The 15,616-nt window shown below is 68.0% G+C and carries 12 protein-coding genes; 5 read left to right on the top strand and 7 right to left on the bottom strand.

What is annotated here, in order from left to right; genetic code table 11:
* Both DK254_RS12415 and DK254_RS12410 read right to left on the bottom strand, forming a co-directional pair.
* Positions 1-310: TetR/AcrR family transcriptional regulator (locus DK254_RS12415; protein ID WP_146219605.1), on the bottom strand; the 310-nt coding region annotated here is incomplete at its 3' end.
* 72 nt (positions 311-382) lie between these two features.
* The gene (locus DK254_RS12410) at positions 383-1,300 is read right to left on the bottom strand and encodes a LysR substrate-binding domain-containing protein (RefSeq protein ID WP_109934004.1); all 918 of its coding nucleotides are present in this window, start codon (positions 1,298-1,300) and stop codon (positions 383-385) included.
* Between the two features lie 293 nt (positions 1,301-1,593).
* Between DK254_RS12410 and DK254_RS12405 the strand changes: the two genes are divergently transcribed.
* The 4 genes from DK254_RS12405 (at position 1,594) to DK254_RS12390 (ending at position 6,282) form a co-directional block, all read left to right on the top strand.
* The gene (locus DK254_RS12405; RefSeq protein WP_109934003.1) at positions 1,594-2,613 is read left to right on the top strand and encodes a zinc-dependent alcohol dehydrogenase family protein; all 1,020 of its coding nucleotides are present in this window, start codon (positions 1,594-1,596) and stop codon (positions 2,611-2,613) included.
* A gap of 453 nt (positions 2,614-3,066) precedes the next feature.
* The gene (locus DK254_RS12400) at positions 3,067-3,525 is read left to right on the top strand and encodes a (2Fe-2S)-binding protein (RefSeq protein WP_109934002.1); all 459 of its coding nucleotides are present in this window, start codon (positions 3,067-3,069) and stop codon (positions 3,523-3,525) included.
* Between the two features lie 11 nt (positions 3,526-3,536).
* Positions 3,537-5,795, top strand: a complete 2,259-nt coding sequence (locus DK254_RS12395; protein ID WP_109934001.1) for a xanthine dehydrogenase family protein molybdopterin-binding subunit — start codon at positions 3,537-3,539, stop codon at positions 5,793-5,795.
* 151 nt (positions 5,796-5,946) lie between these two features.
* The gene (locus DK254_RS12390; protein ID WP_089392137.1) at positions 5,947-6,282 is read left to right on the top strand and encodes a ribonuclease E inhibitor RraB; all 336 of its coding nucleotides are present in this window, start codon (positions 5,947-5,949) and stop codon (positions 6,280-6,282) included.
* A gap of 432 nt (positions 6,283-6,714) precedes the next feature.
* On the opposite strand, the gene DK254_RS12385 is transcribed toward DK254_RS12390, so the two are convergent.
* From DK254_RS12385 to DK254_RS12370, 4 genes are all read right to left on the bottom strand, one after another.
* A complete protein-coding gene (locus DK254_RS12385; RefSeq protein WP_109934000.1) occupies positions 6,715-7,374 on the bottom strand; it encodes a DsbA family oxidoreductase in 660 nt (219 codons plus the stop codon).
* Positions 7,375-7,856: 482 nt separating this feature from the next.
* The gene (locus DK254_RS12380) at positions 7,857-10,265 is read right to left on the bottom strand and encodes a TonB-dependent receptor (RefSeq protein WP_109933999.1); all 2,409 of its coding nucleotides are present in this window, start codon (positions 10,263-10,265) and stop codon (positions 7,857-7,859) included.
* A 99-nt stretch (positions 10,266-10,364) separates the two neighbouring features.
* Positions 10,365-11,339, bottom strand: a complete 975-nt coding sequence (locus tag DK254_RS12375) for a FecR domain-containing protein (protein ID WP_109933998.1) — start codon at positions 11,337-11,339, stop codon at positions 10,365-10,367.
* Complete coding sequence (locus DK254_RS12370) at positions 11,339-11,842, bottom strand: sigma-70 family RNA polymerase sigma factor (RefSeq protein WP_089392141.1); 504 nt, start codon at positions 11,840-11,842, stop codon at positions 11,339-11,341. Before DK254_RS12370 ends, DK254_RS12375 begins: the two co-directional genes overlap by 1 nt.
* A 249-nt stretch (positions 11,843-12,091) precedes the next feature.
* Between DK254_RS12370 and fusA the strand changes: the two genes are divergently transcribed.
* Positions 12,092-14,200 (top strand): elongation factor G, encoded by a 2,109-nt coding sequence (fusA, locus tag DK254_RS12365; RefSeq protein WP_109933997.1) that lies wholly within the window; start codon positions 12,092-12,094, stop codon positions 14,198-14,200.
* Between the two features lie 590 nt (positions 14,201-14,790).
* On the opposite strand, the gene DK254_RS12360 is transcribed toward fusA, so the two are convergent.
* On the bottom strand, positions 14,791-15,579 hold the full coding sequence (locus DK254_RS12360) for a carbon-nitrogen hydrolase family protein (protein ID WP_109933996.1): 789 nt from the start codon (positions 15,577-15,579) through the stop codon (positions 14,791-14,793).
* Positions 15,580-15,616: the final 37 nt, after the last annotated feature.

Below are 15,616 nucleotides of genomic sequence, written 5' to 3'. Positions count from 1 at the left end.
GGCAGCCGCGCTCGGGGTGGTCGCGATGCTGCTCGGAGAGGTAGTCGTCGATGAAGTTCGCCAGCGCGTTCGGCTCGCGGAAGGTCTCGCCGGCCACCTCGGCGAGCTGGTCGGAGGCCGCCTGCAGGGCGATCTCCACCAACTCTTCCTTGGACTTGAAGTGCGCGTAGAAACCACCGTGGGTCAGCCCCAGGGCCTTCATCAGGGTCTGCAGGCCGGTGGCTTCGACACCTTCGCTGCGGAAACGCCGTGAGGCCTCGTCGATGATGCGCTGGCGTGTCTGGGCCTTGTGGTCGTCGGGGTAGCGCATGGGGCTGGTCCTGGATCGAATGACATGTTGCCCGTCATTCTAACCCCGAAACCGGAACTGCGCCGAACGGCCTCAGACCAGGCTGTCGGGATCGCCGACGAACATACTGATGCGCGAGCGCAGCCAGCGCTCGGCCGGGTCGTTGTCCTGGGCGCCGCGCCAGACCATGGACAATTCCGCCGGGCGCGGGGTGAAGGGCGGTTCCTCGGCGCGCAGGCCGCCGGCGGCGGTCAGCGCCAGGGCCGCGTAGTCCGGCACCGTGGCGATTAGGTCAGTGCCGGCGAGCAGGGCGCCCAGGCCGTTGAACTGCGGCACCGCCAGCACCACCTGGCGCTTGCGCTCCACCGCGGCCAGCTGCTCGTCGACGAAGCCTTCCAGGTCGCCGGCGTAGGACACCATGGCATGGGGTCGGGTGCAGTAGTCGTCCAGGCTCAGCTGGCCGGGCACCGAATCGGCGCGCAGCACCTTCCACTTGCTGCGGCGCAGGGTCTTGCGCTTGGCGTTGGCCGGCAGTTCGTCGGTGTAGCTGACGCCCACGGAAATCTCGCCGGAGGCCAGCAACTGCGGCATCAGCAGGTAGTTGGCGCGGCGCACCACCAGGACGATGCCCGGCGCCTCGGAGCGCAGGCGGCGCAGCAGCGCCGGCAGCAGGCCGAACTCCACGTCGTCGGACAGGCCGATGCGGAACACCGACTTGCTGGTGGCCGGGTCGAAGTCGGCGGCACGGCTCAGGGCGGTGGAAATGGAGTCCAGCGCCGGCGACAGGTGGCCGAAGATCTCCTGGGCCCGGGCGGTGGGCTCCATGCTGCGGCCGGTGCGGACGAACAGCGGGTCGTCGAACAGGTTGCGCAGGCGCGCCAGGGCCGCGCTGATCGCCGGCTGGCCGAGGAACAGCTTCTCGGCGGCGCGGGTCACGCTGCGTTCGTGCATCAGCGTTTCGAAGACGATCAACAGGTTGAGGTCAACCTTGCGGAGGTCGTTGCGGTTCATGGGCTCTCCCTGACGATGGGGGAAAAGTGAAGCGCGGCGCGTCTGGCGTCAAGGTCTGACAGATAAGTCCTTGATCATTTTCCGCATTCTTCCTTAGCAAGACGTTCAACAGCCGTTATGCTTCCCTCCTGCAAGGCCGCATTTTTCGAGCGCCGTCTGGTGTTCCGGCCTACGCGACTGATATGCCTGCGGAATCATCGGCATTTATGTCGACTATCGATAGCGGTGGGTAGCAAGCACAAGAAAGCCCGGATAGAGTCCGTGGCTATAAAGCATCAACGGCGAGGTATGTGATGTCCCGCATGATCCGTTTCCACCAGTTCGGTGATGCCTCGGTACTCAAACTCGAGGAAGTCCCGACCCCGCAACCGGGGCCGGATGAAGTCCTGATCCGCACCCAGGCGCTGGGCGTGAGCTGGCGCGACGTGCTCTGGCGGCAGAACCTGGCGCCCGACCAGGCCCAGCTGCCCGCCGGGATCGGCTACGAACTGGCTGGCGTGGTCGAGGCCGTGGGCGCGAACGTCAGCGATCTTGCGCCCGGCATGGCCGTGGCCAGCTTCCCGGCCGATTCGCCGAACCAGTACCCGGCCTGGGGCGACTACGTGGTGATGCCGCGCACCTCGCTGACGCGCTACCCGGACAACCTCACCCCGGTCGAGGCCGCGGTGCACTATACCGGCCTGCTGTACGCCTACTTCGCCCTGGTCGAGCTGGCCAGGCTGCAGCCGGGCCAGCACGTGCTGATCACCGAGGCCGGGCACTGCCTGGCGCCGCAGTCGATCCAGCTGGCCAAGGCCCTGGGTGCCAAGGTCATCGCCACCACCAGCCACGAGAACACCCGCGACTTCATCCGCAGCCTGGGCGCCGACAAGGTGATCTACACCGAGGAGCAGGACCTGGTGCTGGAAGTCGAGCGCTTCACCGACGGCAAGGGCGTGGAAGTGGTCCTGGACCAGTGCGCCGGCCCGCAGATGAAGCTCTTGGGCGACGTCGCCGCGCCGCGCGGCAAGCTGATCCTCTACGGCATCAACGGCGGCAACGACGCCACCTTCCCGGCCTGCGCGGCCTTCAAGAAGCACCTGCAGTTCTACCGCCACTGCGTGCTGGACTTCACCGGCCAGCCGGAAATCGGCCTGACGCGCAACGACGAGGCGGTGCAGCGGGCGCTGCAGGCGATCAACCAGATGACCGCCGACCAACTGCTCAAGCCGAGCATCGACAAGGTCTTCGACTTCGCCAAGTTCCGCGAGGCCAGCAACTACATGGAAAGCTGCCCCAGCGGCGGCCGGGTGGTGATGAAGGTCGCCGACTGACCCGCCGTCCCGCGCAATGCCAGAAGCCACTCCCCCGGAGTGGCTTCGGCGTTTCTGCGCACCCGCTTTTCGTAGGAGCGAGCTTGCTCGCGAACAAACCCCGTGCCGAAGCTGTTCGCGAGCAAGCTCGCTCCTACAGGGGAACGGCGTGGGTGGGGCGTAGGGCGAATAACCGTTCGCGGTTATCCGCCGCCATCCGTGCCACCGGGGCGTCCGGCGCGGCCGGTGAATTCAATCGCGGACGGAGTCCGCTCCTACGACCGTGCTTCCTGGAACCCGGCCGCACCCAGCGCAGGATCGGGCAAGCCTGCGCAGGACCGGGCAAGCCACTGGGCGGGCTTTTCCCGTATCGTCGCGGCATTCGGCCGGGGAAGCGCCTAGGCTGAATCCATTCCCACGGAGCGGCCTTGGCTCCGCATTTCCACATCACCCGAACCAAGAGGTGAGCGCCTGATGATCAAGCTGAAACTCAACGGCAAGGACCATGAATTCGACGCGCCCGGGGAAATGCCCCTGCTCTGGGCGCTGCGCGACGTCGCCTTGCTCACCGGCACCAAGTACGGCTGCGGCATGGCCCTGTGCGGGGCCTGCACCGTGCACGTCGACGGCCAGCCCACGCGCTCCTGCGTGACGCCCCTGGCGACGGTGGCCGGCAAGCAGGTCACCACCATCGAGGCGGTGGCCGGGCAACCCGCCGGCAAGGCGGTGCAGGAGGCCTGGCGCAAGCTGGACGTGGTGCAGTGCGGCTACTGCCAGTCCGGCCAGATCATGTCCGCCACGGCGCTGCTGGCCGGCAACAGGAGCCCCAGCGACGCCGACATAGACGCGGCCATGGGCGGCAACATCTGCCGCTGCGCCACCTACGTACGCATCCGCGCGGCCATCCACGAAGCCGCGCAGAACCTGGCCTGAGGAGACTCGACATGGCAGACCTGCAGCAACGAGCCAGCCTCGAGCCGGAAGACGCCGGCAACGGCATCCTCAACCTCAGCCGCCGGCATTTCCTGCGCGGCGCCGGCGGCCTGGCCCTGGGCATCTACTTCGCGCCGCTGCTGGGCCGCTTCGGCGACCCCGAGGCCGCCGCGGCCAAGGCCTTCGAACCCAACGCCTTCGTGCGCATCGCCGCGGACGACACGGTGACGGTGATCGCCAAGCACGTGGAAATGGGGCAGGGCAGCTACACCGGCCTGGCCACCCTGCTGGCCGAGGAGCTGGACGCCGACTGGAGCAAGGTCCGCGTCGAGGGCGCCCCGGCGGACGCCAAGCGCTACGCCAACCTGGCCTTCGGCACCCTGCAGGGCACCGGCGGCAGCAGCGCCATGGCCAACTCCTTCGAGCAGATGCGCAAGGCCGGGGCCACTGCCCGGGCCATGCTGGTAGCCGCCGCGGCGCAGCGATGGAAGGTGCCGGCCGAGCAGATCGAGGTGCACGACGGCGTGGTCGAGCACAAGGCTTCCGGGCACAAGGCCGGGTTCGGCCAGTTGGCCGAGGCGGCGGCCCAACAGCCGGTGCCGGCGGACGTGCAGCTCAAGGCGCCGAAGGATTTCAAGCTGATCGGCCAGGTCAGGCTGCCGCGCAAGGACAGCCAGGACAAGACCGATGGCCAGGCGCGCTTCACCCAGGACGTGCACCTGCCGGACATGCTGGTGGCCGTGGTGGCGCACCCGCCGCGCTTCGGCGGCGTGCCGGGGAAGGTGGACGACAGCAAGGCCAAGGCCGTGCCCGGCGTGGTGGCGGTGGTGCAGTACCCGGGCAGCGACTCGCGCTTCGCCGGCGTCGCCGTGCTGGCGAAGAACACCTGGGCCGCGCGCCAGGGCCGTGACGCCCTGCAAGTGGAATGGGACGAGAGCAACGCGTTCCGTCTGGGCAGCGACGAGATCTTCGCCAGGTACCGGGAGCTGGCGGCCAAGCCGGGCGTGGTGGCGCGCAACGAGGGCGACATCGCCAAGGCGCTGGACAAGCCGGCCAGGCTGATCGAGGCCGAGTACCAATTCCCCTACCTGGCCCATGCCTCGATGGAGCCGCTGAACTGCGTGGTCAAACTCTCCGACGGCGCCTGCGAGATCTGGAACGGCGAGCAGTGGCAGACCGGCGACCAGATGGCCGTCGGGCAGTTGCTCGGCATCGCCCCGGAGAAGGTCGCCATCACCCAGCTGTACGCCGGCGGCAGCTTCGGCCGCCGCGCCAATCCGCACTCGGACTACGTGCTGGAGGCCGTCTCCATCGCCAAGGCGGCCCGCGAGCACGGCCACAAGGGCCCGGTGAAGATGGTCTGGACCCGCGAGGACGACACCCGCGGCGGCTACTATCGTCCGGCCTTCCTGCATAGCGCGCGGCTGGCGCTGGATGGCCAGGGCAACCTGGTGGGCTGGCAGCAGCATTTGGTGGGACAGTCGTTCATCGTCGGCACGCCCTTCGAGAAGGTGATGGTCAAGGACGGCATCGACAAGGTGGCGGTGGAAGGCGCGGCGGACCTGCCCTACGCCGTTCCCAACCTGCACGTGGAGCAGACCCTGGTGCCGGAGATCAAGGTGCCCACCCAGTGGTGGCGCTCGGTGGGCCACACCCATACGGCGTACTCCACCGAGACGCTGATCGACGAAGCCGCGGTCGCCGCCGGCAAGGACCCGTACGAGTTCCGCCGCGCGCTGCTGCAGAAGTACCCGCGGCACCTGGGCGTGCTCGACCTGGTGGCCGAAAGGGCCGGCTGGAAGCAGCCGCTGAAGGCCGGCGGGGAAGGCGAGAAGCGCGGCCGCGGGATCGCCGTGCACGAGTCCTTCGGCAGTTTCGTGGCGCAGGTGGTGGAAGTCACGGTGAAGGCCGACAAGAGCTTCAAGGTCGACCGCGTGGTCTGCGCCGTGGACTGCGGCCTGGCGATCAACCCGGACGTGATCCGTGCGCAGATGGAAGGCGGCATCGGCTATGGCCTGGCCATGGCCCTGCACAGCGCCATCACCCTCAAGGAAGGGGTGGTGGAGCAGTCCAACTTCCATGACTTCCAGGTGCTGCGGATCAACGAGATGCCGGCGGTGGAGGTGCACATAGTGCCGTCCAGCGAGGCGCCCACCGGCGTTGGCGAGCCCGGCGTGCCGCCGGCGGCGCCGGCCCTGGCCAATGCCCTGGCGGCGGCCACCGGCAAGCGCATCCGCACCCTGCCGATCGGCAACCAGTTGCAGGCCTGAGGCCGGTGGTGAGGGCGGCCCGCTGCCTCGTGCAGCGGGCCGTTGCCTTTTCCGCGGCCGGCGCCCGATATTTCCGGCGCGGTCGCGCCAAGGCAGGTATCCTTGTGGGCAGGCGCCCGACCGGGCGCCCCCTTTCTACTGGAGCTGTGACATGACCCGCGACAAGCAACTCTTCCCCGACGACGAGATCGGCGACGCCCTGTGGGCCCTGCAGGAAGATGGCGAGGACCTTTCGTTCGAGCGTGAGGTGGAATTCGCCGTGATCTTCCCGGAAGAGCAGGCGGCGCTGGATTTCGCCATCCTCCTGCTGCAGAACGGCCAGAAGGTGGCCTATTCCGAGTATGACGGCGACCCGGCCAACCCCTGGCAGGTCCTGGCCTACCCGGTCATGGAGCCCACCCACGAGAACATCGGTGGCTACGAGGAGCTGCTGGCCGAGCATTCCGAGCCGCTGGGCGGCAAGACCGACGGCTGGTCGGCGCTCTGAGGCGGGATGGGTAGGAAAAAGCCGGGGCATGTCCCCGGCTTTTTTGTGGGTGGCGAGCGGACGCCATGCCTGCCGGTGGATTGCATGTCCGTAGGGCGAATAACCGTTCGCGGTTATCCGCCGATGGCCGCGCCACCGGGACGTCCGGCATGGCCGGTGAATCCAATCGCGGACGGAGTCCGCTCCTACGACCGTGCTTCCTCGAACCGTAGGAGCAACTGTCTTGCCGGTTGAACCGAAGCGCTCTTCGTAGGATGGGTTGAGCCTTGGCGAAACCCATGCGGCCATGGCGATGGGTATCGCTTCGCTCAACACCATCCTACGGAGCCACAACCCTCTCCGGCGTAGGAGCGGACTCCGTCCGCGATTTGGCGGATAACGCCGTAGGCGTTATGTGCCCTACGGGGATGGTGCGGGTGGGGGCATTCGCGTCTATGGTGCCGGTTCGCCTTTCTCGGCCACCTGGCGCAGGGCTTTTTCGTAGTAGTCGGCCGATTGCGCGCCGGAGATCAGCTGGCGGCCGTTGATGATCACCGCCGGCACGGCGCGGATGCCGTGGCTGGTGAAGAATTCCTCCTGCTCCATCACTTCGCTGGCGTAGGCGTCGCTGTCGAGGATCTCGCGGGTGCGCACCGGGTCCAGGCCGACGCCGGCGGCCAGGTCCAGCAGTTCCCCGCTGTCGCTGATGTTGCGCCCTTCGCCGAAGTAGGCGTGCAGCAGCGCCTGTTTCAGCGCCAGGTCGCGGCCCTGTTCGGCGGCCCAGTGCAGCAGGCGGTGGGCGTCGAAGGTGTTGTAGATGCGCTGGCGCCTGTGCAGGTCGAAGTGGAAGCCGACTTCCTCGCCGAAGTCGCGGATGCGCTTGTGGTTGCTGGCGATGTCCTCGGCGCTGCTGCCGTACTTGCGCTGCAGGTGCTCGACCAGGTCCTCGCCTTCGGCGGCCATGTCGGCATTGAGCTCGAAGGGCTTGATGTGCAGTTCGACGTCGATCTCGCCGTCGACGCGCTGGATGGCTTCCAGCAACCCGGAAAGGCCGATGGCGCACCAGGGGCAGACGACGTCCGAGACGAAATCGAGGGTGATGGCTTCGCGCATGCGGGTGATCTCCGCCTTTGGGTTTCAGGGTTCAAGCATGGACCTTTTTGTGTCGGATGATCCAGCCTTGCGGGGCGATGGGCGCCCCTATCATCACCTTTGACTTTAGGTTTTATTCATAACTACATGATTTTTAATTGAAATTTATATTCCAGAAATGACTTTAACTTGGGCGCTCTCCTGGCCACCCGAGAGCAGGCTACAGGCCTTGCCCCGCCTGGGATCTGGCCGCCTTGAGGCAGACGGGAAAAGCTACAGCTCTTTCAGTCGTTTCTTGAAGTGTCATTTAACCAATTGATATTCAATTGAAATTTTTCTTTAAAGTATGAATTTCCTTGCTTATCTGAAGATTTTACATTCGAAAAATAATGTAACTATTTGAAAAATAAAAAATTTACCTTTTCGGTTCTGATCTGCTCTTCGAATGAACGCAGGCCGGGCGACGCCACTGGCTCGCCCGGCCGGCACCGACCTCAGGGGCCTCAGAAGTCGACGGTGGCGGACACCCGCAGGGTGCGCGGCTCGCCCTGGGTCAGGTAGCCGCCGATGGTGGAGGCCCAGTAGGCCTCGTTGGCCACGTTCTCCAGGTTGGCGCGCAGGGTCACGTCGCGCTGTTCCACCTTGAAGCGGTAGCGGGCGCCCAGGTCGGCGCGGGTCCAGGCCGGGATGCTCAGGTTGTTGGCCTGGTCCAGGTACTGGCCGCCGGTACGCAACAGGCGGCCGTTGACCGCCAGGCCGTCGATGCCGGGCACGTCCCAGTCGGCGCCGAGGTTGTACTGGAACTGTGGCACGCCGATGGCGCGGTTGCCGTCATTGGCGCCGCCGGCGGTGTTGCGCAGCTCGGTGTCGATCCAGGTGGCGCCGGCCAGCAGGCGCAGGCCGTCCAGCGGTTCGCCGAACAGGTTCAGCTCGACGCCGCGGTTGCGCTGCTCGCCGTCGACGCTGAAGACCTTGGTGTCCGGGTCGGTGACGCTGGTGGGCTGTTCGATGCGGTAGAACGCCAGGTTGCCGCCGTAGCTGCCGAAGTCCAGCTTGGCGCCCACCTCGACCTGTTTGGAGCGCTGCGGGGCGAACACCTCGCCGACGTTGACCGCGGTGGAGGGCGCGGTGGGGCCGGCGGCCAGGCCTTCGATGCGGTTGGCGTACAGCGACAGGTAGTCGGTGGGCTTGACCACGATGCCGTACACCGGCGTGGTGATGGATTCGCGGTAGTCGGCGTTGCGCACGCCGGCGTAGCTCCAGCCGTCGGTGCCGATGCTCTGGCGGCGCACGCCGAGGGTCAGCAGTACGCGGTCGTCGAGAAAGCCCAGGGTATCGGAGGCGGCGGCGCTGCGGTTGCGCGTCTTGCCGACGATGCCGGGGTCGTTGTAGTCGCCGCCGGAGTAGGTGGTGGCCGGCTTGGCGACCTGCACGGGGTGGTACAGGTTGGCCGGGAACTTGCTCAGGGCCATGCGGTAGGCGCTGCGCTGTTCGGCCCAGATGCCGGCCAGGCCGAGGTTCATCTGGTGGCTCACCGGGCCGGTGTGGAAGCGGCCGTTGAGGCCGGCCAGGGCGCTCCTGTTGTCTTCGTCGTGGGTGGCGTCCATGGTGCCGCCGCCGGCGCCGCCGTTATCGTCGCTCAGGGTCAGCGAGGAATAGGTGCCGTTCTCGCGGGTGTGCTTGGCGCCGCCGGAAAGGTAGGCCGTCCAGTTGTCGTCGAGGTCGTATTCGCCGCGGAACATGCCGTAGCTGTCTTCCAGTTGCGAGTAGCTCCAGGCCTGGCCGTAGTTGCTGTCGGCGTCGGGGGCGTGGGGGATGCTGGTGACGCCGCTGCCGACGTAGACCACCGGGCGGCCCTGGTTGATGAGCTGCTTCTGGTAGCCGAAGTCGCCGCTCAGGCGCAGGCGCTCGCCGCGGTAGTCGAGGTTGACGCTGGCCAGTTTGTAGCGCTGGGCGTTGTCGTCGATGGCGGTGTCGCCCTCGCGCTGGGCCAGGTTGAGCCGCGCGCCGAAGCGGTTGTCCTCGCCGAAGCGCTGGCCCAGGTCGAGGTGTTCGCCGACCTGGCTGTCGCTGCCGTAGTCCAGGCTCAGGCTGCGGGTGGGGATGTCCTCGGCGTGCTTGGTCTGCAGGTTCACCGCGCCGCCGATGCCGCTGCCGCTGGGCGTCACGCCGTTGATGAAGGCGTTGGGGCCCTTGAACAGCTCGACGCGCTCCAGCGACTCGGTGCCGATGATCTGCCGCGGCGTCACGCCGTACAGGCCGTTGAGCGAGACGTCGTCGGTGCTCAGCGGCAGGCCGCGGATGACGAAGACCTGGGAGAAGTTGCCGTAGCCGTTGCCCTGGCGCACCGCGGCGTCGTTGAGCAGCACGTCGCCGACGGTCTGCGCCTGCTGGTCGCGGATGGTCTGCGCGGTGTAGCTGGAGAAGGCGAAGGGCACGTCCTGCATGTCCTGGTTGCCCAGCATGCCCAGCCGGGCGCCGCGGGCCACCTGGCCGCCGCTGTAGGCCGGCGGCAGCTCGCCGGGGGCCTGGGCCACGGCGCTGACGGTGGTGGCGCCCATTTCCAGGGCCTCGCCGTCCCGGGCGATGGGCTCCACGCCATAGCCGCTGGGCTTGCGGACCAGGCGGTAGCCGCTGCCTTCGAGCAGCCGGCCGAGGCCGTCTTCGGCGTCGTAGCTGCCCCTGAGACCGTCGCTGTGGCGGGCATTCAGGGTGGCGGCCTCGAAGGCCAGCGGCACGCCGGCCTGGGCGGCGAAGCGCGCCAGCACCTCGCCCAGCGGGCCGGGGGCGATGTCGTACTGGCGTTGCACGCTGGCGGTCTCCGCGGCCAGGGCGGGCAGGGCGGCGCCGTGCAGGGCGAGGCCGATGGCCAGGGCGAGGGTGTGGGGCTTGAGGCGGAGGCGGGTGGTCATGCGGTGATCCTGTCGGCGGGAGGCGTGGATGGGTTGTTTCCTCCTTCACCGGACGAGCAGGAAAAAGGTGTCACGGCGGATGAAATTTTTTCCAGGGCCTCAGGCGGGCTCCAGGGTCACCCAGTAGCGCGTCAGGCGGCTGACCTTCAGCGGCAGCATGTCGGCCAGCAGGCGCAGGCCGGCGTCGTCGTTGCCCAGGGGAATGGCGCCGCTGACGCGCAGGCCGGCCAGCTGCGGCGTGCAGCGCAGCACGCCGCTGCGGTAGCGGCCCAGTTCGGCCAGCAGGGCGTCCAGGCGCATGTCCTGGGCCAGCAGCATGCCGTTCTCCCAGTTGCTGGCATTGGCGTCCGCCGGCTGCACGGCCTGCAGGGCACTGGCGCTGAACAGCAGTTGCTGGCCGGCCTCGACCTGGCGGCGCGCGGCGCTGGCGAGGGGCTCCACGGCGACACTGCCTTCCAGCACGGCCACCCGGCACAGCTCGCCCAGGTCGCGCACCGCGAAGCGTGCGCCGGCGGTGCGCAGCAGGCCCTGGCGGCTTTCCACCAGGAACGGCCGCGGCTCGGGCACCGGGTCGGCATGGGTGGCGACGAGGATTTCCCCCTCGAGCAGGCGCAGGCGGCGTTCCCGCGGGGTGAAGCGGATGTCCACGGCGCTGCCGGTGTTGAGCGTCAGCAGGCTGCCGTCGGGCAGTTGCACGCGCTTGCGCTCGCCGGTGGCGGTGCGCTGGTCGGCGCTCCATTCGGCCCAGGGCAGCTGGCGCGCCGCCAGCCAGGCCGCGGGCGCCACCGCCAGCAGCAGGCCCAGGCGGTTGAGCATCTGCCGCCGGCTCGGGCCGCGCTCGCCCAGGCGCTGCAGACTCTGCCGGCCCATGCCCGGGGGCAACTGGTGCAGGCCGCCGAGCAGGCTTTCCGCGCGGCGCCAGGCCTCGGCGTGCTGGGCGCTGCGCCCGCGCCATTGCTCGATGGATTGCTCGATGGCCTGCAGGTCGGCGTCGCTGGCCGGGCGTTCGCCCAGGCGCACCAGCCAGTCGGCGGCTTCGCCGAGGATGCGCGGGTCCAGCGTCTGCTCGTGCATCAGGCCAGGCTCAGGCAGGCGATGAAGGCCGCGCGCATGTAGCGTTTGACGGTCGCCAGGGACAGCCCCAGGCGCTCGGCGATGGCCGGGTAGGTGAGGCCGTCCAGCTGCGAGAGCAGGAAGGCTTCGCGGGTCAGGGGCGGCAGTTCGCCCAGCGCCGCGTCGATGCGCTCCAGGGTTTCCAGGATCAGCTCGCGGGCTTCCGGGCCGGGGGCCTGTTCCCCGGGCAGCGCGGCCAGGGCCTCGAGGTAGGCGCGCTCGATCTCCTGGCGGCGCCAGCGGTCCACCAGCAGCCCCTTGGCGATGTGGGTGAGCAGCGCCCGCGGGCGTTCGCCGATGTCGCCCGGCGGCCGGCGCAGCAGGCGCAGGAAGGTGTCCTGGGCCAGGTCGGCGGCATCCCAGGCGTTGCCCAGGCGGCCGCGCAGCCATTGCTGCAGCCAGCCGTGATGGCGTTCGTAGAGGCTGTGCAGGTGTTGTTCGGCGGAGGGTTCGGCGAATGCCACGGTGTCGTGCGCCAGATGATCATTTGCGAATGACTCTCATTTTATGTCGGTTCCGCCGCGGGGCGCAATGCCACGACGCCGCAGCCGGTCGGCGCGCGTGCCGAGCGCTGCCATCTGCACTGGCATTGCCACGCAGACGCGCTACCTTCAGCCTGTCCCGAATGCAAAATTCGCGGGTTTGCCTTCCTCGGCGGACGGCACCGTCGTTCGCGGTCGAAACCTCAGCCATCCAGAGATACGGAGCAGATCATGGCTCGCACCACGCCCATCGAGCTTTATCGCAACATCGGCATAGTCGCGCACGTGGACGCCGGCAAGACCACCACCACCGAGCGCATCCTGTTCTACACCGGCGTCAACCACAAGATGGGCGAGGTGCACGACGGGGCGGCGACCATGGACTGGATGGTGCAGGAGCAGGAGCGCGGCATCACCATCACCTCGGCGGCCACCACCGCCTTCTGGCAGGGCTCGACCAAGCAGTACCCGCACAAGTACCGCTTCAACATCATCGACACCCCCGGCCACGTCGACTTCACCATCGAGGTGGAGCGCTCGCTGCGCGTGCTCGACGGCGCCGTGGTGGTGTTCAGCGGCGCCGACGGTGTCGAGCCGCAGTCCGAGACGGTGTGGCGCCAGGCCAACAAGTACCACGTGCCGCGCTTGGCCTACGTGAACAAGATGGACCGCCAGGGCGCCGACTTCCTGCGCGTGGTCGAGCAGATCAGGCGCCGCCTGGGCCACGACCCGGTGCCGATCCAGCTGGCCATAGGCGCGGAGGAGAACTTCAACGGGCAGATCGACCTGGTGAAGATGAAGGCCATCTACTGGAACGACGACGACCAGGGCACCAGCTACCGCGAGGAGGAGATTCCCGCCGAGCTGCAGGGCCTGGCCGCGGAATGGCGCGCGCACATGGTCGAGGCCGCCGCCGAGGCCAACGACGAGCTGATGAACAAGTACCTCGAAGGCGAGGAGCTGAGCCAGGAGGAGATCAAGGCCGGCCTGCGCCAGCGCACCCTGGCCAACGAGATCGTCCCGGCGGTGCTGGGCTCCTCGTTCAAGAACAAGGGCGTGCCCCTGGTGCTGGACGCGGTGATCGACTACCTGCCGGCGCCCTCGGAAATCCCGGCGATCAAGGGCACCCACCCGGACGACGAGGAGAAGCACGACGAGCGCCACGCCGACGACAGCGAGCCGTTTTCCTCGCTGGCCTTCAAGATCGCCACCGACCCCTTCGTCGGCACCCTGACCTTCACCCGCGTCTACTCAGGTGTGCTGAGCAGCGGCGACGCGGTGCTCAACTCGGTGAAGGGCAAGAAGGAGCGCGTCGGGCGGATGGTGCAGATGCACGCCAACCAGCGCGAGGAGATCAAGGAGGTGCGCGCCGGCGACATCGCCGCGCTGATCGGCATGAAGGACGTGACCACCGGCGACACCCTGTGCGCCATCGACAAGCCGATCATCCTCGAACGCATGGACTTCCCCGACCCGGTGATCTCGGTGGCGGTGGAGCCCAGGACCAAGGCCGACCAGGAGAAGATGGGCATCGCCCTGTCCAAGCTGGCCCAGGAGGACCCCTCGTTCCGTGTCAAGACCGACGAGGAGACCGGGCAGACCATCATCTCCGGCATGGGCGAGCTGCACCTGGACATCATCGTCGACCGCATGCGCCGCGAGTTCAACGTCGAGGCCAACATCGGCAAGCCGCAGGTGGCCTACCGCGAGGCGATCCGCAGGAAGTGCGAGATCGAGGGCAAGTTCGTTCGCCAGTCCGGCGGCCGCGGCCAGTTCGGCCACTGCTGGATCCGCTTCGAGCCGGGCGACGAGGGCAAGGATGGCCTGGAGTTCCACAACGAGGTCGTCGGTGGGGTGATTCCCCGCGAGTTCATCCCGGCGATCCAGAAGGGCATCGAGGAGCAGATGCACAACGGCGTGCTCGCCGGCTACCCGCTGATCGGCCTGAAGGCGACTGTGTACGACGGCTCCTACCACGACGTCGACTCCAGCGAGATGGCCTTCAAGATCGCCGCCTCCATGGCCACCAAGCAGCTCTCGCAGAAGGGCGGCGCGGTGCTGCTGGAGCCGGTGATGAAGGTCGAGGTGGTGACCCCCGAGGACTACATGGGCGACGTGATGGGCGACCTGAACCGCCGCCGCGGCCTGATCCAGGGCATGGAGGACACCCCGGCGGGCAAGGTGATCCGCGCCGAGGTGCCGCTGGGCGAGATGTTCGGCTACGCCACCGACGTGCGCTCGATGTCCCAGGGCCGCGCCAGCTACTCCATGGAGTTCACCAGGTACGCCGAGGCGCCGGCGAACATCGCCGATGCCATCGTGAAGAAGAACAACGGCTGAGCCCGTGGTGAAAGAAGAACGGCGCCTGCGGGCGCCGTTTTTCATTCGGGGAAGGGGATGGCGTAGGGCGAATAACCGTTCGCGGTTATCCGCCGCCGGCCGTGCCACCAGGGCGTCCGGCGTGGCCGGTGAGTCCAATCGCGGACGGAGTCCGCTCCTACGACCGTGCGTCCTGGAACCGTAGGAGCGGACTCTGTCCGCGATTCGGCGGATAACGCCGTAGGCGTTATGCGCCCTACGGGGGCCCGGGAGCCTCGTGGTTTCGCACCACACCGAACGGATAACGCAGCGTCAGCCGGCAAGTTCGTAGGGCGAATAACCGTTCGCGGTTATCCGCCGTTGGTCGTGCCACCAGGGCGTCCGGCGTGGCCGGTGAGCCCAATCGCGGACGGAGTCCGCTCCTACGACCGTGCGTCCTGGAGCCGTAGGAGGACTCCGTCCGCGATTCGGCGGATAACGCCGTAGGCGTTATGCGCCCTACGGGGGCCCGGGAGCCTCGTGGTTCCGCACCACACCGGACGGATAACGCAGCGTCAGCCGGCACGTTCGTAGGGCGAATAACCCTTCGCGGTTATCCGCCGTTGGCGCCATCAGGACCGGTACAGCATCGGCCTACGCAGGCGCAGGTAGCTGTAGCCCTCGCGGACCATGGCGATGCGTTCCGGCTCGAGGTCGGCGACCAGCAGCTCCCCGGCCTGCCTGGCCCGGGCGATCACCTGGCCGTCCGGGGCCACCACGCAGCTCAGGCCGCAGTATTCCAGCTCGCCTTCGCTGCCCTGGAAGTTGGCGTAGGCGAGGAATACCTGGTTCTCGTAGGCACGGGTGGGCACCAGCACCTGGCAGACGAACTCGTAGGGGTGCATGTTGGCCGTGGGCACCAGCACCAGGTCGGCGCCGGCCAGGGCCAGGGTGCGCACCGCCTCGGGGAACTCGACGTCGAAGCAGATCAGCAGGCCGAGCTTCCAGCCGTCCAGCTCGACGATCGCCGGCGGCTCGTCCGAGGGGCTGAACTGGTCGCGGTCGAGGTCGCCGTACAGGTGCGTCTTGCGGTAGTTGGCGCGGCGCTCGCCCTGGCGGTCGATCAACTGGACGCTGTTGAAGGGCGCGCCGTCGGGGTTGCGTTCCGGGTAGCCGTAGAGGATGCCCAGGTCGAATTCCCGGGCGATCCCGGCCACGGTTTCGGCGATGGGGCCGTCGGCGGTTTCGGCCAGGGCGGCGACGCGTTCGGCGCCGATGTTGTAGCCGCTGGCGTACATTTCCGGGCAGACCAGCAGGTCCGCGCTCTGGGCGGCCGCGCGTTGCGCGGCCTCGCGCAGCCGGCGCAGGTTGCCGGCCAGGTCATCGGGCCCCGGAGGGCACTGGTAGAGGGCGAGACGCATGGCGCTTCCTCCTTGGTCAATCGGGCAGGGCCACGGG

Source organism: Pseudomonas sp. RW407 (assembly GCF_003176655.1).
GTDB lineage: Bacteria > Pseudomonadota > Gammaproteobacteria > Pseudomonadales > Pseudomonadaceae > Pseudomonas > Pseudomonas delhiensis.
The sequence above is the reverse complement of the archived record's forward strand: the minus strand, read 5'-3'. Positions and strand labels throughout refer to the sequence as shown.